Origin of the sequence: Cyclobacterium plantarum (assembly GCF_011290685.1) — a bacterium.
Classification (GTDB): domain Bacteria; phylum Bacteroidota; class Bacteroidia; order Cytophagales; family Cyclobacteriaceae; genus Cyclobacterium; species Cyclobacterium plantarum.
In genome coordinates this window covers 90,252-116,204 of record NZ_JAANYN010000010.1, presented here as the reverse complement: position 1 = coordinate 116,204, position 25,953 = coordinate 90,252, and the positions used below count along the sequence as shown (strand labels likewise).

The 25,953-nt window shown below is 43.2% G+C and carries 19 protein-coding genes; 11 read left to right on the top strand and 8 right to left on the bottom strand.

Annotated elements, in window-relative coordinates:
* From G9Q97_RS19985 to rffA, 6 genes are all read left to right on the top strand, one after another.
* Entirely contained in the window at positions 1 to 1,203 is a 1,203-nt protein-coding gene (locus tag G9Q97_RS19985; protein ID WP_166150143.1) for an NADH:ubiquinone reductase (Na(+)-transporting) subunit B, read from the top strand.
* On the top strand, positions 1,190 to 1,957 hold the full coding sequence (gene nqrC / locus G9Q97_RS19980; protein WP_166150141.1) for an NADH:ubiquinone reductase (Na(+)-transporting) subunit C: 768 nt from the start codon (positions 1,190 to 1,192) through the stop codon (positions 1,955 to 1,957). The genes G9Q97_RS19985 and nqrC overlap by 14 nt, the downstream gene beginning before the upstream one ends.
* A 27-nt stretch (positions 1,958 to 1,984) precedes the next feature.
* Entirely contained in the window at positions 1,985 to 2,668 is a 684-nt protein-coding gene (locus tag G9Q97_RS19975; protein ID WP_166150139.1) for an NADH:ubiquinone reductase (Na(+)-transporting) subunit D, read from the top strand.
* 12 nt (positions 2,669 to 2,680) lie between these two features.
* Positions 2,681 to 3,292: an NADH:ubiquinone reductase (Na(+)-transporting) subunit E gene (nqrE, locus tag G9Q97_RS19970; RefSeq protein ID WP_166150137.1), complete on the top strand. Its 612-nt coding sequence runs from the start codon at positions 2,681 to 2,683 to the stop codon at positions 3,290 to 3,292.
* A gap of 105 nt (positions 3,293 to 3,397) precedes the next feature.
* Entirely contained in the window at positions 3,398 to 4,021 is a 624-nt protein-coding gene (locus tag G9Q97_RS19965) for a DUF502 domain-containing protein (protein ID WP_166150135.1), read from the top strand.
* Between the two features lies 1 nt (position 4,022).
* Positions 4,023 to 5,150: a dTDP-4-amino-4,6-dideoxygalactose transaminase gene (rffA, locus tag G9Q97_RS19960; RefSeq protein ID WP_166150133.1), complete on the top strand. Its 1,128-nt coding sequence runs from the start codon at positions 4,023 to 4,025 to the stop codon at positions 5,148 to 5,150.
* Between the two features lie 67 nt (positions 5,151 to 5,217).
* On the opposite strand, the gene trxA is transcribed toward rffA, so the two are convergent.
* The 3 genes from trxA to G9Q97_RS19945 form a co-directional block, all read right to left on the bottom strand.
* A complete protein-coding gene (gene trxA, locus G9Q97_RS19955; RefSeq protein WP_291369299.1) occupies positions 5,218 to 5,568 on the bottom strand; it encodes a thioredoxin in 351 nt (116 codons plus the stop codon).
* Positions 5,569 to 5,633: 65 nt separating this feature from the next.
* Positions 5,634 to 9,920 (bottom strand): DNA polymerase III subunit alpha, encoded by a 4,287-nt coding sequence (dnaE, locus tag G9Q97_RS19950; RefSeq protein WP_166150129.1) that lies wholly within the window; start codon positions 9,918 to 9,920, stop codon positions 5,634 to 5,636.
* 354 nt (positions 9,921 to 10,274) lie between these two features.
* Positions 10,275 to 12,053, bottom strand: coding sequence for a purple acid phosphatase family protein (locus G9Q97_RS19945; RefSeq protein WP_166150127.1), 1,779 nt, complete (start codon positions 12,051 to 12,053; stop codon positions 10,275 to 10,277).
* A 184-nt stretch (positions 12,054 to 12,237) separates the two neighbouring features.
* On the opposite strand from G9Q97_RS19945, the gene G9Q97_RS19940 reads away from it, so the two are divergent.
* The 4 genes from G9Q97_RS19940 (at position 12,238) to G9Q97_RS19925 (ending at position 18,083) form a co-directional block, all read left to right on the top strand.
* On the top strand, positions 12,238 to 12,465 hold the full coding sequence (locus G9Q97_RS19940) for a hypothetical protein (protein ID WP_166150125.1): 228 nt from the start codon (positions 12,238 to 12,240) through the stop codon (positions 12,463 to 12,465).
* Between the two features lie 120 nt (positions 12,466 to 12,585).
* Positions 12,586 to 16,005, top strand: coding sequence for a SusC/RagA family TonB-linked outer membrane protein (locus tag G9Q97_RS19935; RefSeq protein WP_166150124.1), 3,420 nt, complete (start codon positions 12,586 to 12,588; stop codon positions 16,003 to 16,005).
* 20 nt (positions 16,006 to 16,025) lie between these two features.
* The gene (locus tag G9Q97_RS19930; RefSeq protein WP_166150122.1) at positions 16,026 to 17,726 is read left to right on the top strand and encodes a SusD/RagB family nutrient-binding outer membrane lipoprotein; all 1,701 of its coding nucleotides are present in this window, start codon (positions 16,026 to 16,028) and stop codon (positions 17,724 to 17,726) included.
* Between the two features lie 180 nt (positions 17,727 to 17,906).
* Positions 17,907 to 18,083, top strand: a complete 177-nt coding sequence (locus G9Q97_RS19925) for a hypothetical protein (RefSeq protein WP_166150120.1) — start codon at positions 17,907 to 17,909, stop codon at positions 18,081 to 18,083.
* A gap of 239 nt (positions 18,084 to 18,322) precedes the next feature.
* On the opposite strand, the gene G9Q97_RS19920 is transcribed toward G9Q97_RS19925, so the two are convergent.
* The 5 genes from G9Q97_RS19920 to G9Q97_RS19900 form a co-directional block, all read right to left on the bottom strand.
* The gene (locus G9Q97_RS19920) at positions 18,323 to 18,586 is read right to left on the bottom strand and encodes a hypothetical protein (protein ID WP_166150118.1); all 264 of its coding nucleotides are present in this window, start codon (positions 18,584 to 18,586) and stop codon (positions 18,323 to 18,325) included.
* 534 nt (positions 18,587 to 19,120) lie between these two features.
* Entirely contained in the window at positions 19,121 to 20,416 is a 1,296-nt protein-coding gene (locus G9Q97_RS19915; protein ID WP_166150116.1) for a hypothetical protein, read from the bottom strand.
* 89 nt (positions 20,417 to 20,505) lie between these two features.
* Complete coding sequence (locus G9Q97_RS19910) at positions 20,506 to 21,669, bottom strand: DNA-binding transcriptional regulator (protein WP_166150114.1); 1,164 nt, start codon at positions 21,667 to 21,669, stop codon at positions 20,506 to 20,508.
* Between the two features lie 3 nt (positions 21,670 to 21,672).
* Entirely contained in the window at positions 21,673 to 22,920 is a 1,248-nt protein-coding gene (locus G9Q97_RS19905) for an MFS transporter (protein ID WP_166150112.1), read from the bottom strand.
* Between the two features lie 249 nt (positions 22,921 to 23,169).
* The gene (locus tag G9Q97_RS19900; RefSeq protein WP_166150110.1) at positions 23,170 to 24,033 is read right to left on the bottom strand and encodes an ROK family protein; all 864 of its coding nucleotides are present in this window, start codon (positions 24,031 to 24,033) and stop codon (positions 23,170 to 23,172) included.
* A gap of 354 nt (positions 24,034 to 24,387) precedes the next feature.
* On the opposite strand from G9Q97_RS19900, the gene G9Q97_RS19895 reads away from it, so the two are divergent.
* Entirely contained in the window at positions 24,388 to 25,788 is a 1,401-nt protein-coding gene (locus G9Q97_RS19895; RefSeq protein WP_166150108.1) for an alkaline phosphatase, read from the top strand.
* Positions 25,789 to 25,953: the final 165 nt, after the last annotated feature.

Below are 25,953 nucleotides of genomic sequence, written 5' to 3'. Positions count from 1 at the left end.
ATGGAGTTTTTACGCAATCTGTTGGATAAACAGAAACCCTTATTTCAAAAGGGAGGAAAATTGGAAAACCTTTATTACTTGTACGAGGCAGGTGAGACATTTTTGTTTTCACCCAAGCATACCACAGGTCCCAGAGGTGCGCAGGTAAAGGATGCCATTGACTTAAAGAGAATGATGATCACCGTGGTGATTGCCATGATACCTTGTCTTTTGTTTGGTATTTATAATACGGGCCACATGCATTTCCTGGCAGTGGGTGAAGAGGCCAGTTTTGGGGATAAATTTATTTTGGGTTTGACCCTGGTTTTGCCGATCGTTATCGTTTCTTATGCGGCAGGAGGCTTGGTAGAAGCTACTTTTGCGGTTATTAGAAAGCATCCGATCAATGAAGGCTTCCTTGTTACCGGAATGCTTATCCCCTTGGTTGTACCTGCCACTACCCCATTGTGGCAAGTTGCATTGGCAACGGTTTTTGCGGTTGTCATCGCCAAGGAGGTTTTTGGTGGAACGGGAATGAATATCCTTAATGTAGCCATGACGGCAAGGGCATTTTTATATTTTGCCTATCCGGCGCAGATTTCCGGTGATCAGGTCTGGACCTATTTAGGGGATAAAGCACCGATTGACGGATTTTCCGGGGCTACCGCCTTGGCTGTTGCCTACCAGTCCGGACAAGAAGGAGTAAATGCTGTTTCCAATTTGGGGAGTCACAATTCCGCAGTAATGGAAGGTATGTTTAGTTTTTCAAACATGTTTCTTGGGTTTATTCCAGGATCTATTGGAGAGACCTCTACCCTCATGGTATTGTTGGGAGCTGCTATTTTGCTCTTTACAGGCGTTGCAAGCTGGAAAATTATGATAAGTGCGTTTGGAGGTGCTTATATCATGGCAGCGGTCATGCAACTACTGGCAGTAAATGAATTCATGGCCATGCCAGCGCATTATCATCTGGTAATGGGCGGTATAGCTTTTGGTATCGTTTTTATGGCGACTGACCCCGTATCAGCAGCCCAAACCGAATCCGGAAAATGGGTTTACGGTCTTTTGATTGGGGTATTGACTATCATTATCCGGGTGACCAATCCGGCATATCCCGAAGGAATCATGTTGGCAGTGCTGTTTATGAATGTATTTGCCCCATTGATTGATCATTATGTAGTAAAAGCAAATAAGAAAAGGAGGTTACAACGTGCAACAGTCTAACGCATACATCATTACATTTTCAGTAATCCTTACAGTTGTTTTGGGGTTATTGCTTTCTGGCACTTCAGAAGTACTGAAGCCTATTCAGAAAAAGGCTGAAGAACTGGACACCAAAAAACAAATTTTGGGAGCAGTAATGCCCGCTGAGGAAATTTCGGCAATGAAAGCCGAGGAAATAAATGAATTCTACCAAAACAGAATTTCTTCCAAAGTGGTGAACATAGAAGGCGAAGAAATAGAAGAACAGGATGGCGTTCAGGTGACCGCAGAAACCATTGATGTGGCGAAAAATTATAAAAAAGCCCCAGAGGAAAGATTGTATCCTGTATTTATTTTTCACGAAGAGGGGGAGGAAGATGCAGCGAATGCTTTTATTTTCCCGGTATATGGAAGTGGACTTTGGGACAATATTTGGGGTTACCTTGCTTTGCAAACGGACATGGCAACTATCGAAGGTATCACCTTCTCTCATGCAGGTGAAACCCCGGGACTTGGTGCCAGAATTACTTCTTCTGAAGTGCAACAACGCTACAAAGAAAAATCAATTTACAATGAAAATGGAGAACTGGTTTCCGTGGTAATGCAGAAGGGCGAAGGAAAAGACTATTCCGGTGAACCCCATAAAGTGGATGGCCTTTCCGGGGCCACCATCACTGCTGACGGGGTAAATAAAATGTTGAAAAACTACCTGGAGCATTATAAGGGCTACATGGAAAAGAAAAAAGAAGGTTCCCCAAAAATGGCGTTCAATTAATTTGAAAATTCTCAATAGAAAAATGATATGAGTACAGAAACAGCTGAAAAAGAAGCAGCGGTAAAAGATACTGAAGCCCTTTTCTCAAAAAGAAGAAAAAAGCTGATCACGGATCCTTTGGTAGACGATAACCCAATTACCATTCAGGTTTTGGGAATCTGCTCCGCACTCGCAGTTACCACACAAATGCAACCGACCCTGGTGATGGCCTTGTCGGTGATCTTTGTAATGGTGATGGCCAACCTATCCATTTCTCTGCTAAGGAATAAAATACCCACCAGGGTCAGGATCATTGTACAATTGGCGGTGGTTGCCTCCCTGGTAACCCTTGTTAATGAAGTACTGAAGGCGTTCGCCTATGACATGTACAAGGAGTTGTCCGTTTTTGTTGGATTGATAATCACCAATTGCATTGTAATGGGTAGACTGGAAGCCTATGCATTGGGAAATAAACCTTATGATTCCATATTAGATGGTTTCGGAAGTGCTTTGGGTTACTCATGGATTATCCTTACGGTTGCCTTTTTCCGGGAATTGTGGGGTTCTGGATCTCTTTTCGGTATACCCATTTTTGATGGCATCTCCAGTTTGTTTGGAGAGGATTTTCAGCTTGCTACCAATGGGCTGATGGTTTCTCCAGTAGGAGCATTTATTATTTTGGGATTACTGATTTGGGTGCAACGCACCAAAACAGGATATGTAGAACATTAATAAAGGGATAAAATGGAATTATTTAATTTAGCTATACGGTCAATATTTATTGACAACATGGTATTTGCCTACTTTCTTGGCATGTGTTCCTTTTTGGCAGTATCCAAAAAAGTAAGTACTGCTCTTGGGCTTGGCGCAGCGGTTATCTTTGTATTGACCATTACCGTGCCCCTCAACTGGCTATTGAATGAATTTATTCTAAAAGAAGGAGCATTGTCCTTTTTAGGAGCTTCTTTTGCTACCATAGATCTTACCTTTCTCAGGTTTATCATGTTTATTGCCATTATTGCGGCCATGGTTCAGTTGGTAGAAATGGTGGTTGAAAAATTTGCTCCGGCACTTTATGGTGCTCTGGGTATATTTCTTCCTTTGATCGCTGTTAACTGTGCGATCCTCGGTGGTTCGCTATTCATGGCTCAAAGGGATTATACCCTGGCTGAATCAGCGGTGTATGGGTTCGGTTCAGGTACAGGGTTTTTTCTGGCCATAGTTGCTCTTGCTGCCATTAGGGAAAAATTAAAGTACTCAAATGTGCCCAATGGGCTAAAAGGATTGGGAATCACCATGCTCATAACAGGGCTAATGGGAGTTGCCTTCATGTCCTTTATGGGTATTGATTTGTAATTACTCGGTTTATATTCACTCTGAATAAGAATAAAACCCTGTTCACAATCATTGTTGAACAGGGTTTTTTTTGTGTTTATATTTACATTTTAACCCATTACAGCAATGTCTGATTTCACATCAAAAAGAATTCTTGGCTATTTCCTAAGAGGTTTGCTCTTTGTGGTGCCGTTTTTTCTTACGGCATATATTATCATTTTGACCGTAAGGTTTTTGGATAATATTATCCCTGTGAATATTCCAGGTTTGGGTATTTTGGTGATGTTGGTTTTCATCACCCTGGTAGGGTACCTGACCAGTATTTTTATTACCAAATCTATTTTTGAGCAATTGGAGAAACTTGTATTCAGGATTCCATTGGTAAATATTCTTTATACCAGTATCAAGGATTTGATGTCTGCTTTTGTTGGTGATAAAAAGAAATTTAACACCCCTATAGTGGTGAAGCTATCCGAAAATATGTCCCGACTGGGATTCATGACCCAGGATGATTTATCGGTTTTGGATTTGGAAGATCTGGTAGCCGTATACTTCCCCCATTCTTACAATTTCAGCGGTAACCTTTACCTGGTCCCGAGAAGCAATATTAAGCGCCTTAAAAATGTGAACAGTACCGAGATCATGAAATTTATCGTATCAGGGGGTGTTTCACACCTGAATTATTACCATCCGGAAGCCAGGATTAAAAAGCCTTCCGGCAAACCTGACCCTTCTTCAGATATTCATTGATATGTACAGTATCCCGTTTAACCGTCCTTTTTTTACCGGAAATGAATGGAGCTACATTCAGGATGCCATGAAGGATGGAAAGTTATCGGGCAATGGAAAATATACCGAAAAATGCCAGCAATTTTTTGAAAGTAAATATGGCTTCGGGAAAACCTTTTTGACACATTCCTGTACGCAGGCACTTGAAATGGCCGCTATATTGATGGGGCTTGGACCTGGGGATGAGGTGATATTGCCCAGTTATTCCTATGTCAGTACTGCCAATGCCTTTGCCTTAAGGGGCTGTACACTGGTTTTTGCCGATAGCAGGCCGGATTATCCGGTAATTGATGAAACAAAACTTCAAGATTTGATTAGCCCCAGGACCAAGGCACTGGTTATTGTGCATTATGGGGGCATGGCCTGCAAAATGGAGATGATCAGCAAATTGGTCGAAGAAAATGACATTTATTTGATAGAAGATGCTGCTGCTGCCTTAGATGCCTATTATCAGGGAGAGGATGAAAAAAAAATTCCTTTGGGAAGTATGGGGCATATGGCCACTTTTTCCTTTCATGAAACAAAAAACATCGGCTGTGGGGAAGGAGGTATGTTGGTTGTGAATGATACCTCTTTTCACAAAAAGGCTTTGGAAGTTTGGAATAGAGGGACCAATAGAAGTGCCTTTGAACAAGGCATGCACAAGGCCTATGAATGGGTAAGTTTAGGGAGTGCTTTTGCCCCTTCCGAAATCAATGCAGCCTGGCTTTGGGCCCAATTGGAGCAATTGGATAATAGTCAAAAAAAACGAGGGGCGATCTGGAATTGGTATTTTGAAAATTGTCATTCATTATTTCGTTCTTTTGATGTGGAAAAACCGATCGTTCCAAATTATGCCCAGCATAATTATCATGTTTTTTATCTGCTTTGTACTGATGCTGCTCAGAGAGGAGATTTGATCAATCATTTAAAAAGCAAAGGGATTTTATCGGTTTTTCACTACCAGTGCCTTCACCAAAGCCCGTATTTTCAGGATCAATACAAAGGTAAGCCCCTGAGCCAAGCAGAAAAATACCAAAACAGGCTTTTGAGGCTTCCTCTTTATGCTGATTTTGAAAAGGAAAAGTTTGAAAGACTATTGTTGGAATAGAAAAAAACAGGAAGAAAAAAGGCCCTTAATCAAAGGCCCTTTGTAATATACTAACAGGAATTAAATTTTAAATCTGAGCCTCCAACTTATCGGCAAGTACTGACTTGGGCACTGCTCCGATCACTTTATCCACCACTTGACCATCTTTGAAAATCAACAGGGTCGGGATGCTTCGAATACCAAATTTAGAGGCGATATCAGGATTAGAATCTACATCCAACTTGGTTATGGTGGCCTTTCCCTCATAATCTGCTGCCAATTCTTCCACAATTGGTCCAATCATTTTACATGGTCCACACCATTCTGCCCAAAAATCCATCAATACGGGTTGTTCTGATTTGATGATCTCATCAAAATTGGTATCTGTTATTTCAATTGCTTTAGCCATTTTCTTGTAATTATGGTTTTCTGAAAATATATATTCTAATCCGTTTCTGTCGCAATTAGTTCCGGAATGTTGTTATAATTTTTTCCATATTGGGTTTAAATGATTTTATAGGCTACCTCAGGGATTTGTTCCAGGGCCTGAATCAAATCGTTGGAAGGGTCTATCCGGTATTTGGAAGACATCAGGTCTAGGGTGATATTTTCCTTACTATCGATGACATTGATATAGAGTTTTGCCTCCCCTTTGTATTTTTGAGTGATTGCCTCCAATTTTTCCATGAGTTCTAACCCCAGGTCATCCAGATCAATATGTACCCTTACCCCTTTGATCATTCTGCCCCGGATATCGTTCAATAAGGATATTTGGTTGAGCTTGAATTCGTACTCTCCGGGTTTATATTTATTAGGATGGACACTTCCGGAAAGGAATAAAAACCATCCGGTCATAAAATATTCCTTGAATTTCACATAATCTTCACCAAACAGGAAAAAGGTATGGGCTCCATGGTAATCCTCCATTGTAAGGGTACCGAATGGTTTTCCATTCTTGGTGGTCCTGTGGGCAAAGGAGGTTACCGCACCTGCCAATTTGATTTCACCTTTGTTCTTAAAAGACGAAATGTCGGCAAGTTCAGGTAACTTAGCATTGGTAAAGGCTTCGATTTCAACTTTAAATTGGTCCAGGGGGTGACCGGAGATGTAAAGGCCCACGACTTCTTTTTCTATATTCAATTGTTGCAACTGGCTAAAGGGTTCCAGGTCTGAAATAGACGGAACTGGAATATCCGTTCCCCCGCCCCCGCCAAAGAGCGAAACTTGTGCACTTTCCTCTTCCTGCAATACTTTTTGCGCATATTTTACAGCTTTTTCCAGCAAACTCGCTTCTCCTTCAGGGGCTTCCAGGTATTGTCTCCGGTGAAAGTCGGTAAAACAGTCAAAGCCCCCTGCCATCGCTAGTACTTCCATGGTCTTCTTGTTGACGGCTTTGAGGTTTACCCTCTTTGTAAAATCAAAAATGTTATTATAAAGACCTTCTTTTTCACGCTCCTCAATGATAGCGTTAACAGCGGCATTTCCCGCACCTTTGATGGCTGCCATGCCAAATCTGACCTGGCCTTCTACATTTACGGTAAAGTCACTTTTGGATTCATTGACATCAGGTCCCAATACCTGTATGCCCATCCTTTTGCATTCTTCCATGAAAAAGGTGACCTGAGTAATATCATTCATGTTATTGCTCAAAACAGAGGCCATATATTCCGCTGGATAGTGGGCTTTCAGATAGGCAGTCTGGTAAGCAATCCAGGCATAGCAGGTAGAATGCGATTTGTTAAAGGCATAGGAAGCAAATGCTTCCCAGTCTTTCCATATTTTTTCCAGTTTTTTGGCATCGTGGCCTCTACTTACGGCCTGGTCGATAAAATTTGGCTTCATTTTATCCAAAACGTCTTTCTGCTTCTTACCCATGGCCTTTCGCAATACATCTGCTTCGCCTTTGGTAAAACCTGCCAATTTCTGTGAGAGCAACATCACTTGTTCCTGGTAGACCGTAATACCGTAGGTTTCTTCCAGGTATTCCTTCATGTCCTCCAGGTCATAGGATATCTCCTCTGTTCCATGCTTTCTTTTGATAAAGCTTGGAATGTACTCCAATGGTCCGGGCCGGTAAAGCGCATTCATGGCAATCAGATCCGCAAAAACTGTAGGTTTAAGTTCCCGCATGTATTTTTGCATGCCAGCGGATTCATACTGGAAAATCCCAACTGTTTCGCCTCTTTGAAAAAGTTCATAGGTCTTTTCATCATCAATGGGGAAGTTTTCCGGATCCAGCAGTATGCCGTGCCGCTCCTTAATGATTCTGACAGCGTCTTTGATCAGGGTTAAGGTTTTCAACCCTAAAAAATCCATTTTTAGAAGGCCGGCACTTTCTACCACAGAGTTGTCAAACTGGGTACAGACCATATCAGAATCCTTGGCCAGTGCTACTGGGACGAAATTGGTAATATCATCTGGGGTAATGATAACACCACAGGCATGAATACCGGTGTTTCTGACGGATCCTTCCAATACTTTGGCCTGGTTGACTGTTTTTGAACTGTCATCATTTCCCTTTGAAATTCGGATAAGCTCCAGGGCTTTGTCCAGGTTTTCGTTGTTGTTTTTTAATTTTGCTGCCAGTTTTGCCCGGTCATTGGCCAATTCAAAGAGGTTTTTTAATTTGATGTCCGGAACCAGCTTGGCCAGGCGATCTGCCTCAGATAATGGCAGGTTCAATACCCTGGCTGTATCTCTGATGGCAGATTTAGCGGCCATGGTGCCATAAGTGATGATTTGGGCTACCTGGTTGGCCCCATACTTTTGGATGACATATTCAATTACCCGCTGACGGCCTTCATCATCGAAATCAATATCAATATCAGGTAGAGATACCCTGTCCGGATTCAGGAATCTCTCAAAAAGTAAGTCATAAGCAATGGGATCCACATTGGTGATTCCCACGCAAAATGCTACCGCTGAACCAGCAGCGGAACCCCGTCCGGGCCCCACCGAAACCCCCATATCTCTGGCCGCCCTGGTAAAATCCTGGACAATCAGAAAATAACCCGGATATCCGGTCCTTTCTATGGTCTCCAATTCGAAATCAAGTCTTTCCTTAATTTCCTCAGTAATGGTGCCATAACGTTTTGCTGCACCTGCATAGGTCAGGTGTCTCAGGAAGGCATTCTCTCCCCTGTTTCCTCCGTCGATATCGTCCTGTGGATCAATGAACTCCTGCGGGATGTCAAATTTGGGCAGCAAAACATCGCGTTCCAATTTAAAAGCTTCAATTTTATCAATGATCTCACCGGTGCAGCTGATGGCTTCTGGAATGTCTGCAAAAAGCTTTTTCATTTCCTCAGCACTCTTGAGGTAAAATTCCTCATTTGGGAAACCATACCTGAATTCCCGGCCTCTTTTTCCTATGTATTTTTTTGGTTTTGCGACCAACTCGCCATCTTTTACACAAAGCAAAATGTCATGGGCCTTGGCATCGGTTTTTGCATTGTAATAGGTATTGTTGGCTGCAAAGTATTTGACTTTGTACTTCTTGGCCCATTGTAACAGTACCTCATTGACTTTTTCCTCTTCAGGTATTCCATGCCGGTTAAGCTCTATATAAAAATCCTCTCCAAACTGTTCCAGCCACCAGACGAAGGCTTCTTCAGCCTGTGTTTCTCCCACATTAAGGATCAGGTAGGGAATCTCTCCCCAAAGTCCTCCAGTAGTGGCAATGATGTCCCCTTTATATTGAACCAACAGTTCCTTGTCTATTCTCGGCAGGTAGTAAAAACCTTCAATATTGGCATAGGAGGCTAGTTTGGCCAGGTTGTGGTAGCCTGCTTTATTTTTGGCCAACAGGACAGTTTGAAATCCATCATCTTTATTGGATTTATTATTCCGATCTCTGCAAACATTGAATTCGCAACCTATTATGGGTTTGATGCCCTGATTAAAGGCCTCCTTTACAAAATTAAATGCCCCCATCATGTTGCCATGGTCGGTCATGGCCAGGGCCGGCATGCCCAGTTCTTTGGCCCTTCGGATCATGACAGGGATTTCGGAGGTGGCTTGAAGGATGGAGAATTGGGTATGAACATGTAAATGACTAAAAGTGGTATCGGCCAGGTCAGAGATATCCGCCTCCACTGCTGCTCTCAGAATATCTTTTGCAGCTACTTTTTTTTCATCTTTTGCACCTGCGAAGTTGGCTTCATCCAGTTGGGGAGATTCATAGACAACCTCTTCAGGGCTTATACCAGCTGCCGGCGCCTGCACCCTTTTCTGGATCAGGCCAAAAAAGCATTTTGCTGTCGCATCTACATCATAGGCAGCATCATGGGCATCCCCAAATCCTTCTCCAAAAAGTTTGGTGTGCAGTTCCAGCAAGGTAGGCCATTTGTACTTTCCGCCTTTACCGCCGGGTATAGCACAGAATTCTGTAGAAATATCTTTGGTATCGAGCGAGCCTTTTTCCAAAGGCGAGATGGCACGATTACTTCGCAGTAATTCGGCACCTACTATGTTGATATCAAATCCAATATTGTGTCCCACAAGGTATTGAGAACCTTGCAAGTCTTTTTCAAATTCCTCCAGCACATTTTTTAGCTCATGCCCTTCCTTAAGTGCCCTTTGGGTAGAAATACCATGAATTTTCTCGGTGTTGTAAGGGATGGTGAAGCCATCAGGTTTTACGATAAAATTATTTTGGGAAAGCAGTGCCCCTTTTTCATCGTGAAGCTGCCAGGCCAACTGGACCAGGCGGGGCCAGTTTTCCAAATCCGACATGGGTGCATTGTAATTCCTGGGTAAACCAGTGGTCTCGGTATCAAAAATGAGGTACATACAAGTTCTTTTTTTATTGTAGGATGGGGCAGTGTATCAAATCTCTGTGTCTGGAACCAGACTTTGTTTTTACTGGCACTTATACCATATATTATGGTTGGCGGCTTAAATTATGATAGCATGAATCCCTTACAGAATTTACCAGGATGGAGCTACAGAATTGTAGTTTTCCAGATAGCCAGACCCTTCATTGTTACAAAATACTCCGCAACATCCCATGCTGTTCACAACTTTAAAAATACATGGAATAATGGGGATCTTCCAAGTAATGTCAAAAAAATGATCCATAAAAAAAGCCCACCCACTGCCAGTCAGCAGGGTAGGCTTTTTTAAAATGAAATAACAGGTTTGCTATTATTTGTTTATACTAAATTGATCTACCGTTTCTCCTTCCAGGTTTATGGTTGTTGCATTCAGCTGGTCTCCATCAATGGTGACATACTGGTAAAGGTGCTCTCCCGAAAACTGAATTTCCGCATAAGATTCCTTGTCTATTCCTTTATTCTTTCCTGTAGTGCCAATCGATATCCAATATATGGTCCCCTCTTCAGGTGAGTTTTTGACTTCACCCTTATAAATGGGTTTTGAGCGCATGTAATAGTGAAAATGCCCCCCAAGAACCATGTCAACATGATATTCGTCGAAAAGCGGCCCCCAGAGGTCCTGAATTTCCGGGTAAGGCTCCACGGCATTGTAAGGGGGGAAATGGAAAACGGCGATTTTCCAGGTAGCTTCCGATCCACTCAGTTTTTCTTCAATCCATGCGGTTTGGTGACTCAAAGGAAGGGTGGCATCAATCATGAGAAATAGCGTGTTTTGGTAATTGAAAGCATAGGTCCTTCCGGCCATTTCCGGATTTGGACTATCGGAAGGAAGGCTCAGCATTTCTTCGTACATCCAGGCTCCCAGGCCGTCCTGGCTGTCATGATTGCCTGGAACTGCCAAAAAAGGCTTTCTGGAAATGGGGCCTCCCGCATAGGCAAAAAGTTTGTCCCAATCATCCCTGTTCAACCCGGTGTCGACCAGGTCACCGGAGGAAAAATAAAATGCTGCACCGGGATGTTGTTTTTCAGATTTTTTGATCAGGTCACCCCAAATAGCTGAATTGTGAATATCTCCAAACCAGGTGAAAGAGAAAGCTTTTTTCTCCCTGGCTGCAGTGGAGAATGTTTCAACGGATGACCAACCTGCGGCATCATTTCCCACCATATATTCGTATTTTGTATCTGGGTTAAGTGCTTGAAGATTTGCCGTAAAACGGTGCATATAGCGGTCATTTTGCAAAAGCCGATCCTCCATTAGAAATTTTTCTGCCTTAGAAGTCAATGTATCGGTTGATTTTTCAGACCAGTATTTCACAAATCCTTCAGTAACCGTTTCATCGGCGCGCCACTGAATGTCCATGGTACTGGCAGGATCGCCGCTCCAGGTCAACACTACCTGGTCAGGCTTTTGGCCAGTAGGAAAATCAGTGGTACGGAAAGCATTGACCAGGTGTGCTTCCCTGGCTCTCCCCCGAATGGTGGTCAGTAATTGCTGCCCTTCGAGAGCCTCTGGTACCTGCGTAAGTGTAAGCCCATCCCAGTCATGGTAAGTGAATGCACCGGTTTTAAAAATTTCTATGTGTTGGTCTTCCGGAAAAATAGGGGTGATCTCCAAATCCTCATCCTGGTTTTGAGGGGCAAGTGCTACAAAATATACGGGGCGGTGTTTGCCAAAGCCATTGATGCCCAGGTTTATTCGCCCGGAATCATAGTCTTTCTGCCATACTTCATAGGTATAAATCCCGTTTTTGACTTCCATATCCGTCCGGGTAAATCCCGAGGGTTCCAGCCAGAATGGGATCTTTTTTTGTGCTTTATCCCGCATCAAGGAAACAGTTACCGGAACATTTACCCGCATTTTCCAATACTGAGTGGCCAGCGCAGCTTTCTCTTCCTCACTGAGGTATTGCTCAATGAATTCATGGGAGATGGTGTCCAGGGTTTCTTTGTCCCACTCCGCATATAGTCTTGAGACAATCCCATCCATCGTTTCAGATACCGGGGGCAAATTATTGGGAATGCTTCCGTCAGGACTACATGAAACCAGGATTAGATTCAACCACAGTACTGCGTAAGTTATTTTTTTCATAGAGATTCAAATTGTTAAAGGGCAATATCATTTTGCCAGACTCATTTTTATTTTAATACAGCAAATGGGGGAAACAGGCCATTTAATGAATTGTTAAGTTGGTTAACAATTTTTTCATCACAATTTGAAAATAATAAATAGTCTTTTTTTCCAGGACCTGGTATATACCGTGGAGGGCAAACACATGAAAAAGACAAAACCAGAAGCTCTGTTTCAGCGGCTTGTAAATAATACGATTTCCCGGGAGGAATTTGAGGAGTTGTTGCAGGGCATGGAAGACCAAGAGATGAAAACCCTTCTTGAGGCGAGTATGAAAAAATATTTTGATGAGATTTTGACTCAATATGAAAAGGAAAAAAAAAATAAAAAAGTCGTAAATGTATCCGCCACAACGGATAAAGGTAATGGATAATGATCAAAATGATTGGTTGTTCCAGATAAGCCTCAGGTTCAGAAGGGGCCCGGTTTGGATGAAAAATTCCAATAAAATAAAGGAAAGCTAAATTAAAACTGTAAATCAATTTAATGAGTTATGAAAAAACGCCGTACTAAAAAAATGTTGAAGTGGATGGTACCACTTCTATCGGTAGGACTGGTTTGTACCGGCACCTTACTTGCGGGGGCAAACAACCTTCCGGGTACCAGTTTAGGAAATCCAATACATGCCTCTGGCTTATTGGAAGATGAAATCGCTGTTACTGTCACAGGAACAGTGACTTCTCAGGAAGACAATGTAGGTATTCCCGGAGTAACCGTTTTTGAAAAAGGAACGAATAATGGCACTGTAACCAATGCAGATGGTGATTACAGGATAGATGTGGCAGGCCCAAATGCTGTCTTGATTTTTTCATTTGTCGGTTTCGAAAGTCAGGAAGTGACTGTTGGCAACCGAACCACCTTAGATGTTTCTCTTGAGGAGACAGCAACCGACATGTCTGAAGTGGTGGTGACAGCCCTTGGAATCGAAAGGGACCAACGTTCACTGGGCTATGATGTTTCCAGTGTAGAAGCAGAAGACATTACCCAGGTAACCCAGGAAAATGTGTTGAGTTCCCTGGCAGGTAGAATGCCGGGCGTGACCATCAATCAGACAAGTGGTCCGGGATCATCCATGAGTATGGTGATCAGGGGAGCTACTTCCCTGACTACGGACAACCAGCCCCTTTTTGTAGTGGATGGGGTGCCGATGTCCAATTCCCTGAACAACATTTCCCAGAATGGGGATGGCAACCAGGTTGATTACGGTAATGCCATATCTGATATCAACCCGGATGACATTGCCAATATCAGTGTACTAAAGGGCCCAAGTGCAGCCGCACTGTATGGTACCAGAGCAGGTAATGGTGTGGTACTGATCACCACCAAATCTGGCAGCAAACGAAAAGACATGGGCGTTTCCTTTTCTACCAGTAATGTATTCGAAAGACCTACACGCTTACTGGACTTTCATTACCGCTATGCCAATGGTAACCGGGAAGGGGTATTCAATGAAGGATCCGCTTATTGGGGTGGTCCCCAACTTGATGCAGGAAATACAGCCATTCAATGGAACAGTCCTGTGGATGAGAACGGGAACAGAATTCCTACTGAGCTAAGGTCCTATCCAAATGCCATGAAGGATTTCATGCAAACAGGGGTGACTTCAACAAATAATCTGGCCGTAAGTGGAGGAAATGATGATGCCACTTACAGGGTTTCCTATTCCAATATGTTGCACAAGGGAATGATCCCCAACTCCGATTTATTCCGAAACAACATTTCCACCTCGGTTTCCTACAACATTCTGGAGAAGTTGACCTTCAGTTCGAATTTCAACTACAGTAACAGTATGTCCAATGACCGACCAAGTACCGGAGACCGCAGGGCGAATCCTCTGGAGGCAGTTTATACCTCCCCTTATGTAAATTATGAAGAGATGAGAAACATTTGGGTAGAAGGACAGGAGGGAATCCAACAAATCCGAACTACTGCAGGTGATAATCCTTATTTCATTGCCTACGGAATTGAAAATTCATTCCGGCGGGACCGCATATTTGGCAATACCTCTTTGGATTACAAATTCAATGATAATTTCAACATTACAGCCAGGTATTCCCTTGACAGGTCAAATGAAAACCGGGAGACCAAGATCCCTTTCAGCTACAGCCGAATGGAGAGAGGTGGATACTACACCACTGACTTGTTGACTCAGGAATCCAATGCGGATATTCTGGCCAGTTACAAGCAGGATTTTGGAAAACTGGATTTCAATGCTTCTGCTGGTGGAAACATCATGACGCGTTTTGGCTCCAGCAACAGTGTTGGCGTAGGAGGAAACCGAAATAACGGCCTTGTAGTTCCCGGTATTTATAACGTGCAAAACATTCCTGCAGATAATCGTTCGGTGAATAGCGGGTATTTCAAAAGATCCATCTACAGTATATACGGTTTGGCTTCTTTTGGATTTGCAGACCAATTGTACCTGGATTTGACGGCCCGAAATGACTGGTCTTCTACTTTGCCCGCTGCAAACCGTTCGTATTTTTATCCATCAGCCTCTTTAAGCTGGTTGGCCAATTATACCTTTAATTTGCCTGAGAGCATAGACATGCTTAAAGGTAGGATAGGATGGGCACAGGTAGGTAATGATACCGACCCCTACCGATTGGTTCAGAATCTAAGTACCGGATTGTACAACAATATCAATACCGCTGCTATGCCCTCGGGTTTGTTAAACCCAGATCTTAAGCCTGAGGAAGCCACATCAATTGAAGTAGGTGTGGATTTAAATATGTTTCAAAACAGATTGCGGTTTACAGGTACCTATTATACTGTAGATAACCGAAACCAGATCTTTGCAGTAAACCTTCCCCGTTCCTCTGGATTTAGCAGCAGATTGATCAATGCCGGATTGATCCAAAGCCGGGGTTTGGAATTTACCCTGGGAGGCACACCATTGAGCAGGAATGGCTGGAATTGGGATATTAACCTGAACTGGAGTAGAAACCGAACCAGAGTGGTGGAGCTGAGCGATAACCTGGACCGAATCATCCTTTGGGGTGAAAATGATGCAGGAGCGATTACCTTCCTTGGAGAGAACATCGGAGATATGTATAGCTCGGGCTTTGCTCAAGTGGAGGATCCTAATTCTCCCTACTATCAATGGCCAATTTTGACCAGTACGGGCGAATGGCAAGCATTCCGTGGTGTTGATGAGGAGCTTCGCAAAGTAGGGAATTTCAATCCGGACTTTATCCTGGGGGGCCAAACCAGTTTGAGCTACAAACGATTGGTATTGAATGCCAGCTTCGATTGGAGAAGTGGTGGGGAGTTCATGTCCTTTACGTATCGATACGGGGAGTCAGACTGGAAATCCCAGCGTCAGTTGGATAACCTGATTCCTGGTGGATTGTATACCGATGCCGAATTGGTGGAGCTATTGAAATCAGATCCGGATAAGTACATCATTCCACGACCAGGTAATTTCCCAAGAGTGGGTGGGCATACTGCTGAGACAGGAGGTTTTCCTGTGGATGAAAATGGAAATGACGGTGCCTTTGTACCAGGTGTGATTCAAACTGCGGGCCAGGATACGCCTGATAACTATGCAGATGATGTATATGAAGAACATCTTGGAGGGCCAGAAACCAATATCTACCCCATTACCAATACTTATGCCTGGAGGTTCAATGAGCAGGTTACCTTTGATGCCTCTTTCATTAAACTGAGAGAACTTTCTCTTGGTTATCGCATCCCGGATTTCGGCGCTTTCAGAAATGCCACCTTTGCCATCTACACAAGAAATATCATGTTGTGGACCAAGGCTGACATTGGTATTGATCCGGAAAGGGCCTTCTGGGCCGGAGGGGGAAGTCAGGGAGATACAGCGTCTCAGTTCCGTCAGGGAATTGAAAGGCAGAATGTAATGCCCTGGAGTGTTCCGGTAGGGTTCAAACTTAATTTTAATTTGTAAATTCCTTTAATATACAAATCATGAAGCATTTATTTGATTTTCGAAAAATAGCTTTATTCGTATTCGGATTGGTCCTATTCTCGGGTTGTGACGAGAAACTAGATGAGATGAATATCAATCCTTATGGAATAGAGCCTTCCAATGCCAATCCGAATTTGTTGATGCCAACGGTATTGTCTTCCGCAGCCCAGGATTATGTAAACCTGGGTTACAATGACCTTGCAGGTGCTGTTCAACATACCCAAAAAAATGGCTGGTACGGTGGACACAACCATTACGAATGGAGCAACCGGAACTGGACAGGCTGGTACGATATATTACGCACCAATGAGCTGATGATCCGCAGGGGACAGGATCTGGAAAATGAATTCTTTCAGGGGATGGGTTTGACCATGAAATCCTTTGTATTTGGTAATATAGCAGACCTTTGGGGAGATGCGCCTTATACGGATGCACTGAAGGGTGACCAGGGAGGAGAGGAATTTCAATACCCTGAATTTGATAGCCAGGAAGTGATATACGATGGGATCATAGCAGATCTTCAGCAGGCAGTTCAGATTCTTGGCTCAGCCTCCAATGAAGGGGTTACAAGTGGCAATGACCTGTACTACGGTGGGAATACCCAAAACTGGCAGCGATTTGCCAATTCACTCTTGCTGAGATATTACATGCGCCTTTCGGAGAAAAAACCTGATGTGGCCAGGGCAGGAGTCGAAGCCATTTACAGCAGCGGTATATATATTGAAGATCCTTCCCAGGATGCAACTTTGGATTACACCGGAGGGGCCAATGATCAGTGGTTGTCCAGGCATGTGAGACTCAATCCGGATGATTTTCAGCGGTATCAGGCCTGCCAGACTTTCATAGACCAATTGACGGGTACCAACGACCCCCGTTTGACTGTATGGTTTGATTCGGTGCGGGTACAATGGGTAGCTGATGAATCCCTTGCTACAGCCAGAGAAGATTTTATCAGAGCGGATGGAGAGCCTTTGAGTGTGGAAACATACCCCTATGATGATTTTGTAGAATTGTATGCCGATGTGAAATTTACCAGGCGGTACAATCCTACTCTGGTAGAAGAGGATTACAACGATGACCTTTATGTAGGCCTTCCTCCTGGAATTACCGTTCCAGAATCTTATAACGGTAATCCTTCACCGGGTCAGGGAACGCAAAACCAGCATGTTTCTCAGCTTGCTCCTATTTACAGCACCGAGGGATCCCCAGGTGATATCTTGAAGGCCAGGATCATATCCGCAGCAGAAGTGAGCTTTATCTTTGCAGAAGCTGCCTTGAAAGGCTGGAATGTGGGAGATGCCGAAACTCATTACAATAAAGCCATAGAGCAGTCGCTGGAAACCTGGAACAGGGCTGATGAGTACAATTCCTTCATCAGTCAGCCAGAAATCAGTTTTAACAATTCATTGGAGCAAATAATGGAACAAAAATGGGTGGCCAGCTGGACAGCTGCTGCTGAATCCTTTGCTGATTTCCGAAGAACAGGATATCCTGCACTGGAGGCAGGTCCACTTTCTCCTCAGCCAGAGGTGGCCATCAGGTTCCAATATGGTAACGACGAATACAATAACAATTCAGAAAGCATTGAGGCTGCACTGGATGCGGGAGGCCTTGAGGTGACTCCATATTCCGGAAACTTCGGTGCCGATAGTCCATGGTCCAAGCCCTGGTTGTATCAGGGCACCAATGTTCCATTTTAGGGTATAATTTCATTTTTTTCAAATCACGATAAAGGTTCTTCGCTCCGGCTTGGGGCGAAGAACCTTTTTTATTTTCACCTAAGTGACCTCCACAACTTGACCTACCACTAAACGGTTCTTTGGGTCTGGATGAGACCTGTTACCAGTTCAACTTTCCGAATTTGAAATTGATTTGCCTGGATGCATAGGAAGGCATCGAATACAGAGATGTATCAGCTCATCCGCACAGAAGACGATCGGTTACTTTACGCCGCTTATAGCGTAACCGGCGAACTTTACGATGCTTTTGAATTGCACAAGGATGCAGGTGGGAATAATACGCTTGTTAATGCCAATCCTGAAAGACCAGGGTATTAAATTCCCGTTCAATAATTCTATTAACTTATAATTTGGCTGCCTTATTTGGTTCGGGAGAGGGTGTCTTTTTTCTTTTGGAAAACTTTTGAATTGAAAAAGCTATCTTAAAGGTGGCTCAAAGGGGCGAAACGTTCTTTGTTTTTTGGCCCGGAAAAAGTTTGGGAGGAGGTTGGAGAAGCTTCGCTACAAAAAATCACTTACATAAATAGGGGTCTAATAATGTCCATAAGCTTAAAAAGCTATTTTAAAACTCTCAGACCGAGCATTTTTTTACGTTCTTTTTTGGTCATTTCAATAATTTCCCCCTCCTTGGACTGTTTTACACCTTCAAGTATTTCTTGTACATTTTTTGGATTTTCGAAATATGGATCTCCGCTTGGGGAAGGATTTTCGTTTTTTGCCAACTCCCTCTCTCGAAATGATACGTTGTATCTTCTGGCAAGCTCCCTAAACTTCTCCAGTATTTCGATTTTATCGCTCTCTATTTCAAATAGTTGCTTCATAATGAAAATTTAAGATTTAATTATTAAACGATGCAAATATTAAAGAGATTTAAGATTGTGCTTCTTTTCTCATTCCTGTCGGCAGTTTAACTTTCAGGCCTGGGGAGGACAGATCGAACTTGCTGCAAAAGGCGGGTGTTAGCTTTTATGCGACACAGACGGCCACGAGTGGTGGTTTTAACCAGGCAGAGTGGATAATGAAAAGAAGTAATGCATGGTTTGAAGGGATTATTGCGGAATTATGGCCGCTGAAATCACCATTTTAAACAGATGATACAGCCGGAAAGGTGGGAAAAAATGAAATATTAAGGTGAAACTTTAAAAAGGACTAAAAATGCTATCTCTGAAAAAAGGCAGCTTTATGGACATACAGAAAGAGAAATTGCGGTTGATAGAATGGATTGCAGGCCTATCAACAAGCTTACCATCCTAACCTACCGAATCAAGCTCCGGAAGGGGCAAATAGAACTGATCAACATCCGTTCTTCCAGACAAAAGCCCCTGAAACGATAATGACAGTTTGGTAAATAAATCCTACCAATCAAACCGCTTGTTCATCCCCGGCATCTCCCCATGACTGCTGATGGCAATCAAGCTGATCAAGGCAATAAATACCAATATTCCCAATACCATCAGGATCCATTTTTGGGGATGGGCCTTTCTACTGGAAAATAGAGGTGTTGCTTTTGGGATCAGGGCTAGGATAACAGCAAAATTGAGGATGTATAAAAACTGTTCGATCCGGTAAAAACTCAGAAAAGATCCAGTAATCAGTATGGTAAAAATGATGTATACGGCAAAGTAAGAGATGAAAATACCATGAACTTCCGCAAAGCTCAGCTCCTGACTGAGCTTGTTTTTTTTGTTGGAAAGGAAGTAGATCCAGAAAATGGCTGGAATAAGAAAGGCCACGAAAGCCACTGACTGGGCCATGCTGATCCAAATGCCGGGATCATTGACCAGTTTGCCTATGGTAGGTTCCAGGTCTTTCTCCACAAAGGATTGCTGCCAGACAATAAATGGAATCAGTAAAAGAAACCCTACCATAGGTATGGTCAGGTTACTGTAAGTGTACTTTGTTGTGGGTTTTTCTTCTGGCCAGGGAGAGGTATATGCTCCATAAGCCATGCCCAGCCCTCCAAAAAAACCCAATGAATACTCCATCACATTCCACATGTTAAAGGGCACCTGGCCTACATTGCCCAATACCTGGAGGAAATTGCCAAAAGCAAAGCCAAAGCCGCCACCAAGGCCCGCAAATACGGCTACCCGCATGGCACTGTACTGTTTCTTCCTGGCCAGGTAATACATCATGGCGATTCCAATACCAGCACAGACTCCCCAAGCTTCTGATCTGGGTGGGGTCATGGCAATGCCCAATTGTTCAATGATGAAATAATAGAAAATGACTCCTCCGGTGGTCATTTCGATGATGACCTGGTGCCATTTCACTTTTTTCTCCGGATGATCGGCCAGTACCAGACCAAAAAGTCCCCCTCCAATTAAGCCGTAAAGGCCTCCGATGATAAACAACATGGACAATCCATAATAAACATTGACAAAGTCCACTCCTCTACCATAGCCTACCACCGCCCCATAGCTCATCATGCCACCCAGACCCCAACCCACGGCTCCTGCAAAAGCTGCTTTCATGGCTTTATTGTACCAGCTCTTATTTCTGGAGAGTACGATGATACAAAGGCTGCCAATGCCACCTGCCCAGGCTGCTCCTTGTTCATGTCCAAACTGCCCCCTGATGGCCCATGCCGTGCCTAAAGCCATTCCTACAATTACCATGGATAGCATGGTGTTTTTACTCAAGTGCTTCATATGATTAATATACCAGATACGACTTATTTTGTACCATTTGGAAGTACATGTTTTATTGGAGGAGAACAAAAAAAGTGGGAGCAAATTTCTTATTTACCAGCCAGGTATCTTTTGCGGTATTCAATTGGATTGCAGCCTTTTATCTGTTTGAACTGCCGCGCAATATTTTTGCTGTCGTTTAAGCCCAAATCCAAGGCGATCTCAAAAACAGTTTGGTCTGTTTCCAGAAGCTTTTGTGTGAATTTTTCTATCCGTAAATTAAAAATATACTTGTAGATAGGGTAGCCTGTGATTTGGTGGAAACGTTTTTCCAGACTCCTTCTGGAAAGGGGAACCTGCTTTACCACTTCATCTACCTGCAGGTTTTTCTCTATGTTTTTGTGGATGTATTTTAGCGTGGAGGCGATATGATCATCATTGGTGGCATAGATATCTGTGGATTGGCGGGTAATGATCTGTGTGGGCTTAACATGAATGTCATAAAACTGGTCAGCACCATTTTGGATCATGTGCTCCATCAATCTGGCCGTATCATACCCCCCCTTTTCTATATCAAGCCCTATACTGGACAAGGGGGGGTCTGATAATTCACAAAGCATTTCATCATTGTCCACTCCTAAAACGGCCACCTCTTCAGGTATGCGGATTTTGTTTTGCTTACAGGCTTCTGTGATATGCAGGCCCTGGTTGTCATCACAAGTCATCAAGGCAATGGGCTTTGGGAGGGAAATCAGCCATTTGCTCAGGGAGTTGCTCTTGTAATACCAGAGGTCGGTAGAACGTGATTTCCGGTGTTCAAAATAATGCACTTTGGACCCAACAGAGTTGATTTTCTTTTCAAATCCTTCAGCCCTTTCCCTGGACCAAACAATGTCATTGAACCCATAAAAAGCAAAATTTTTGAATCCTTTTCTTAAAAAGTACTCAGCACCCATCTCTCCTGCTTCGTGATAGGATCCGGTAATATTGGGGAGTTCAGAAAAACGTTCTTTAAAATCCTGAGCAATAACCGGAATTTTGGAATCAAGGATCAGCTTCAGGTCCATATCATTATACAACTGTCCGATGATGCCGTGGGCCCCCCAATCCTTTGCCCAATCTAAAATACCCTTTATGCCGATGGTCTCCCGGTAATACAAGGGCATGCGGCAGTAGGTCCATGGGCCGTTTTCTGTTGAATACTTGGAAATTCCCTTGAGTAAACTTTTACTATATTCTTCTGCAAAATCCAGTAGTAAAATGATTTTATACATGCTTTACCGGAAGATATCTTTGAAATTTTTAGTGGCATTGCTTACCAGAGGTTTGGCCCAGATGCCAATACTCAGGATATAACCTAAAGTGATCAAAAGAAAAAGCATGGCCAATTTTAACCCGACCAATTCGGCAATGCCGCCTACAATCAGCGGCACCAGGGCACCACCTGCGATGCCCGTACATAGGATTCCGGAAAAGGTACCATGATGATGGGGAACGGAATTCAGGGCCAGGGAAAATATAATGGACCACATGACCGAGGCAAAGAAACCTGTCAGTGGGAAGGCCACCAAAGCCCAGGATACCGGACCGAAAAGTGCTGAAAGCAAGGCCAGGATGGCACCCGCGGTAAAGCCTATCAATACTGTTCGGCTATCCATAAATTTCAATAGCAGCAATCCCAGCAGACAACCGATGGTCAGTAATCCCCAAAAATAAGAAATGACCGTTGCGCCGGTTGTAGAAGGATCCACCCCATGGTAACTTTGTAAAAATTTGGAAATCCAGTTGGCGATTCCCTGCTCTGTACCTACATAACAAAAAATCCCCAGAAAATACAGGATGACGATCCTGTTGGACAACAAGTCTTTAAATGCTACCCCTATATCGATTTTTTCATCTTCCTTAAGCTCTACCTTTGGAAATTTTGCCAGATAAACTACGATGACCATGATAAAGGCAATGACTGCAAATACCCAGTAAAGGGATACCCATTTGAGGTTTTCCGGTACCATTTCATTTAAAAATGTAAACAATACAGAAATGTCATCGGTATGCATGTTTGTAACCAGATAGCTGTACAACATGGGGCTCAAAAAAGAAGCCGCACCGAAAGCCAATTGGCCCAATACTGAATTGAAGGCAAAATGCTCTTCTCCTCCTGCGGTTCTGAGCAAGGGGTTAATGACTACTTGTAAAATGGCCATACCTATTCCGATAATAAATAAGGAAGTAAGAGCTATGGCAAACCCGGGAATCAATGCAAACAATATGGCACCCAAAAAAGCCAGCGTAAATGCCAGGACCAGCATCTTTTTTTCCTTATACTTTTCTACTAAAATCCCTGAGGGAATAGACATTACCGCATAGGCCACAAAAAAGGAAAAAGGTAAAAATCCGGCCAGACCAATACTCAGGGTAAAACTATCAATGATATCAGGAATTATGGGGCCAAGAATATTGGTCAAAAAGGAAATGACAAAAAATATCAATAAAATCAGTGCTACGATGAGTTTGTTATGATTCATGTGTTTATTATTGTTTTTAATGGCCACAACTGACTGCTATCAGTCAGGTAGAATCTCGCATATTACAAAATTATCTCTCTGAGTTCGTTTGCTTCATGCTCGATTTTATATCCCGTTAATTGTTGAAGATGAAGTTAATGATAAAAAACTCAATGCTACACATTCAGTCCTATTGGTTTTTAATTTTGCTGGAAACAGGGTGAAAATCCAAATTAAAATCAATGGCTTCACCTGTTTGATGGTGCCAGCTTATTTCTGTACCACCCCATTGGCATGCTCCAGAGACAAATCTACCAGGGCAGCGGCTCCCAAAAGCGCAATATCTTCATTTTCAGTAAGGTGAATTTTTAATTTCTTTATGGACTCAGGATAAATAAAATCCCTGAAGCTTTCTCGCATGCTAGCTTCAAAATAGGGATAGGCATTGGCTACTGAACCCCCAATAACGATGGCCTGGGGATCATAGGTATACATGACCGCCTGAACTGCAGCCCCGAAATGTTGGCCGAAGGCTTTCCATTGCTCCAGTGCCACCTTTTCTCCTTTTTTAGCGGATGTAAAAGCATCTAAAGCTGTCGTTTGGTAAAAAGCATTGAAAAAATTTCCACTGGCATAATATTCAATATTGTGGTCTTTATAGGGAAGAAGTCCTATTTCGCCCGCACCGCAATTGATACCCGCATAAAGTTTATTCCAAATAATCACTCCCGATCCCAAACCTGTTCCTATGGACATTCCCACCATGCAGCTGTAGTTTTTCCCTAAACCGAACTTATGTTCACCAATGGTAAAACAGTTGACATCGTTGTTGACAAATACAGGCAGGTTAAATTCTTTTTCCAGGATATCCTTGAGTGCTACCTTTTTCCAGGAAGGTATATTGGTAACATTGTAAACAATTCCCTTTTCCACATCTACAACCGAAGGTACACCGATGCCAATGCCATCTACTTTATGGATAGTGAGTGGTTTGATAAATTGAATCACCTGCTCCAAAGTAGAACGAAGATCGTCTTTTTCTTGTAAGAGGGCTTTGGTTTTGTGGATAATTTTCCCATCTTTCTCAATGCCGACCTGGATTTTTGTACCTCCTAAATCTATTCCTATGTTCATTGCGCTAATTCAGGTGAGTTTTATAAAAAATGAAACAACAAATATATCTTAATTTAAATATTATACAAATGAATTGGTAGCCTACCTGCCTTCCATGCTTTTTTCGAACTGTTTGAAAGTCAGGAATAAAAGGTTCTGTAAGGTGTCCGTTTTCAGCAGTTATACTTTGAATTAGGGGTTTGTACTATTGGCCAGGTAGGTTTTTTTTAATAGTACAAATGTGAAAAATAGCGTATTGTTGATAACAGATCATGTTATATTTATGAGATAGGATATGTTTCACTTTTTCTGGATTTAATGTATTCGGTCCACATCTTAATTTTGAATTTCAATTACAGTAAAAAATAGACAGTTATGAAAAGACGGGAATTCTTTAATAAGGGACTTTTGGCCTCTATGGGTCTGGGAGCTATGGGTACCCAATTGGGTTATGCCAAACCCAGTGTGCACAGTAAAGCGAAAACGGCAAAAAATATAATTTTTTTAGTAAGTGATGGAATGAGTACCGGCACCTTAAACATGGCCGACCTGCTATTGAGACAAAAGGAAGGTAAAAGGAGTCGTTGGATGGGCTATTACCAAAGTAGCTTTGCCAAAAGGGGTTTAATGGATACTGCCTCTTCCAATTCAATGGTGACGGATTCCGCTGCCGCCGGAAGTTCCTGGGGTGGTGGTATGCGGGTACCCAACGGATCCCTGAATGTGGGCCCAAACGGGGAATTGCCGGTTCCGATATTGCAAAAATTCAAAAGTGCGGGTAAATCAGTGGGCTGCGTAACCTCCGTACCCATTACCCATGCTACTCCGGCTTCTTTTTGTGTGAATGAAAAAAGCAGGAGTGCCATGCCTGAAATAGCGGTAAAATACCTGGATCTGGAATTCGATGTGATGATGGGTGGAGGCAAGGCGCTCTTTGATAGTGAATACAGAGAGGATAAACGGGACCTGTTGAGCGATTTTCGAAAAGCTGGATTTTCCCTGGCGCAAAACAGAGAAGAAATGCGCAACTTGAATGGACAAAGTCCGGTGCTGGGGTTGTTTAGTGAAGGTGGTATGCCTTATGCCATCGATAGGGAGAATGATCCTGAATTGAAAAATTCCACTCCGTCTCTGGCTGAGATGTCCGCTAAGGCCATTGAGTTACTGAGTCAAAACCCGAATGGTTTTGCCATGCAAATTGAAGGAGGAAAGGTGGATTGGGCAGCACATGCCAATGATGCCCCTGCGCTCCTGTATGATCAGCTGGATTTTGATGCAGCGGTAGGTATTGCACTGGATTTTGCCTCCAGAGATGGTGAGACGCTCGTCATCATGACCACCGATCATGGCAATGCCAATCCGGGGCTTTTTTCCAGCAATAAATTTTCCAAACTTTACACCGCTACCCGCTCCAACGAATGGATCCTGAAACAACTCTCCGGAGACAATACTCCAGCCCAGGTTGCTGACCTGATCGAAGCCTACCAGGGCCTCCAACTTAAAACAGAGGAAGCCGAGGCAATAGTTAAGAAATACCAGGGGCCGGATGGGGATGGCATGTACGGATCAGGGGAGGTGCCCAACCACTTGCTCGCCAGTATTCAAGCAAACCATACAGGAATTGGCTGGTCAGGCACAGGCCATTCCAGTGATTACGTAGAGCTGGCCATGTATGGCCCGGGAAGCGAAAACCTTCCTGCATTTATAGAGAATTACAAATTGCATAACTTAATGCTGGAAGCTGCGCAGGTACCTTCCCTTGCCTATGCCATTTAGCTTTAAGGTGATCCATTATTCTCTATGTTGTTGTTTCAGGCTTTAAGCTAAACCCAGAACTGGCCTGTTATATAAAAAGACCTTTGCCATTGGTCTGCGCTTAAGGCCAACAGGAATTTATGCTAAGCAACTGTTTTGAACATTTAGGAAGGAAAAGAGATTTGT

Coding starts and splice junctions, on each gene's coding strand:
- G9Q97_RS19985 (WP_166150143.1), top strand. CDS start 1: ATGGAGTTTTTACGCAATCTGTTGGATAAACAGAAACCCTTATTTCAA.
- G9Q97_RS19975 (WP_166150139.1), top strand. CDS start 1,985: ATGAGTACAGAAACAGCTGAAAAAGAAGCAGCGGTAAAAGATACTGAA.
- nqrE (WP_166150137.1), top strand. CDS start 2,681: ATGGAATTATTTAATTTAGCTATACGGTCAATATTTATTGACAACATG.
- G9Q97_RS19965 (WP_166150135.1), top strand. CDS start 3,398: ATGTCTGATTTCACATCAAAAAGAATTCTTGGCTATTTCCTAAGAGGT.
- rffA (WP_166150133.1), top strand. CDS start 4,023: ATGTACAGTATCCCGTTTAACCGTCCTTTTTTTACCGGAAATGAATGG.
- dnaE (WP_166150129.1), bottom strand. CDS start 9,920: ATGTACCTCATTTTTGATACCGAGACCACTGGTTTACCCAGGAATTAC.
- G9Q97_RS19945 (WP_166150127.1), bottom strand. CDS start 12,053: ATGAAAAAAATAACTTACGCAGTACTGTGGTTGAATCTAATCCTGGTT.
- G9Q97_RS19940 (WP_166150125.1), top strand. CDS start 12,238: ATGAAAAAGACAAAACCAGAAGCTCTGTTTCAGCGGCTTGTAAATAAT.
- G9Q97_RS19935 (WP_166150124.1), top strand. CDS start 12,586: ATGAAAAAACGCCGTACTAAAAAAATGTTGAAGTGGATGGTACCACTT.
- G9Q97_RS19930 (WP_166150122.1), top strand. CDS start 16,026: ATGAAGCATTTATTTGATTTTCGAAAAATAGCTTTATTCGTATTCGGA.
- G9Q97_RS19925 (WP_166150120.1), top strand. CDS start 17,907: ATGCATAGGAAGGCATCGAATACAGAGATGTATCAGCTCATCCGCACA.
- G9Q97_RS19920 (WP_166150118.1), bottom strand. CDS start 18,586: ATGAAGCAACTATTTGAAATAGAGAGCGATAAAATCGAAATACTGGAG.
- G9Q97_RS19915 (WP_166150116.1), bottom strand. CDS start 20,416: ATGAAGCACTTGAGTAAAAACACCATGCTATCCATGGTAATTGTAGGA.
- G9Q97_RS19910 (WP_166150114.1), bottom strand. CDS start 21,669: ATGTATAAAATCATTTTACTACTGGATTTTGCAGAAGAATATAGTAAA.
- G9Q97_RS19905 (WP_166150112.1), bottom strand. CDS start 22,920: ATGAATCATAACAAACTCATCGTAGCACTGATTTTATTGATATTTTTT.
- G9Q97_RS19900 (WP_166150110.1), bottom strand. CDS start 24,033: ATGAACATAGGAATAGATTTAGGAGGTACAAAAATCCAGGTCGGCATT.
- G9Q97_RS19895 (WP_166150108.1), top strand. CDS start 24,388: ATGAAAAGACGGGAATTCTTTAATAAGGGACTTTTGGCCTCTATGGGT.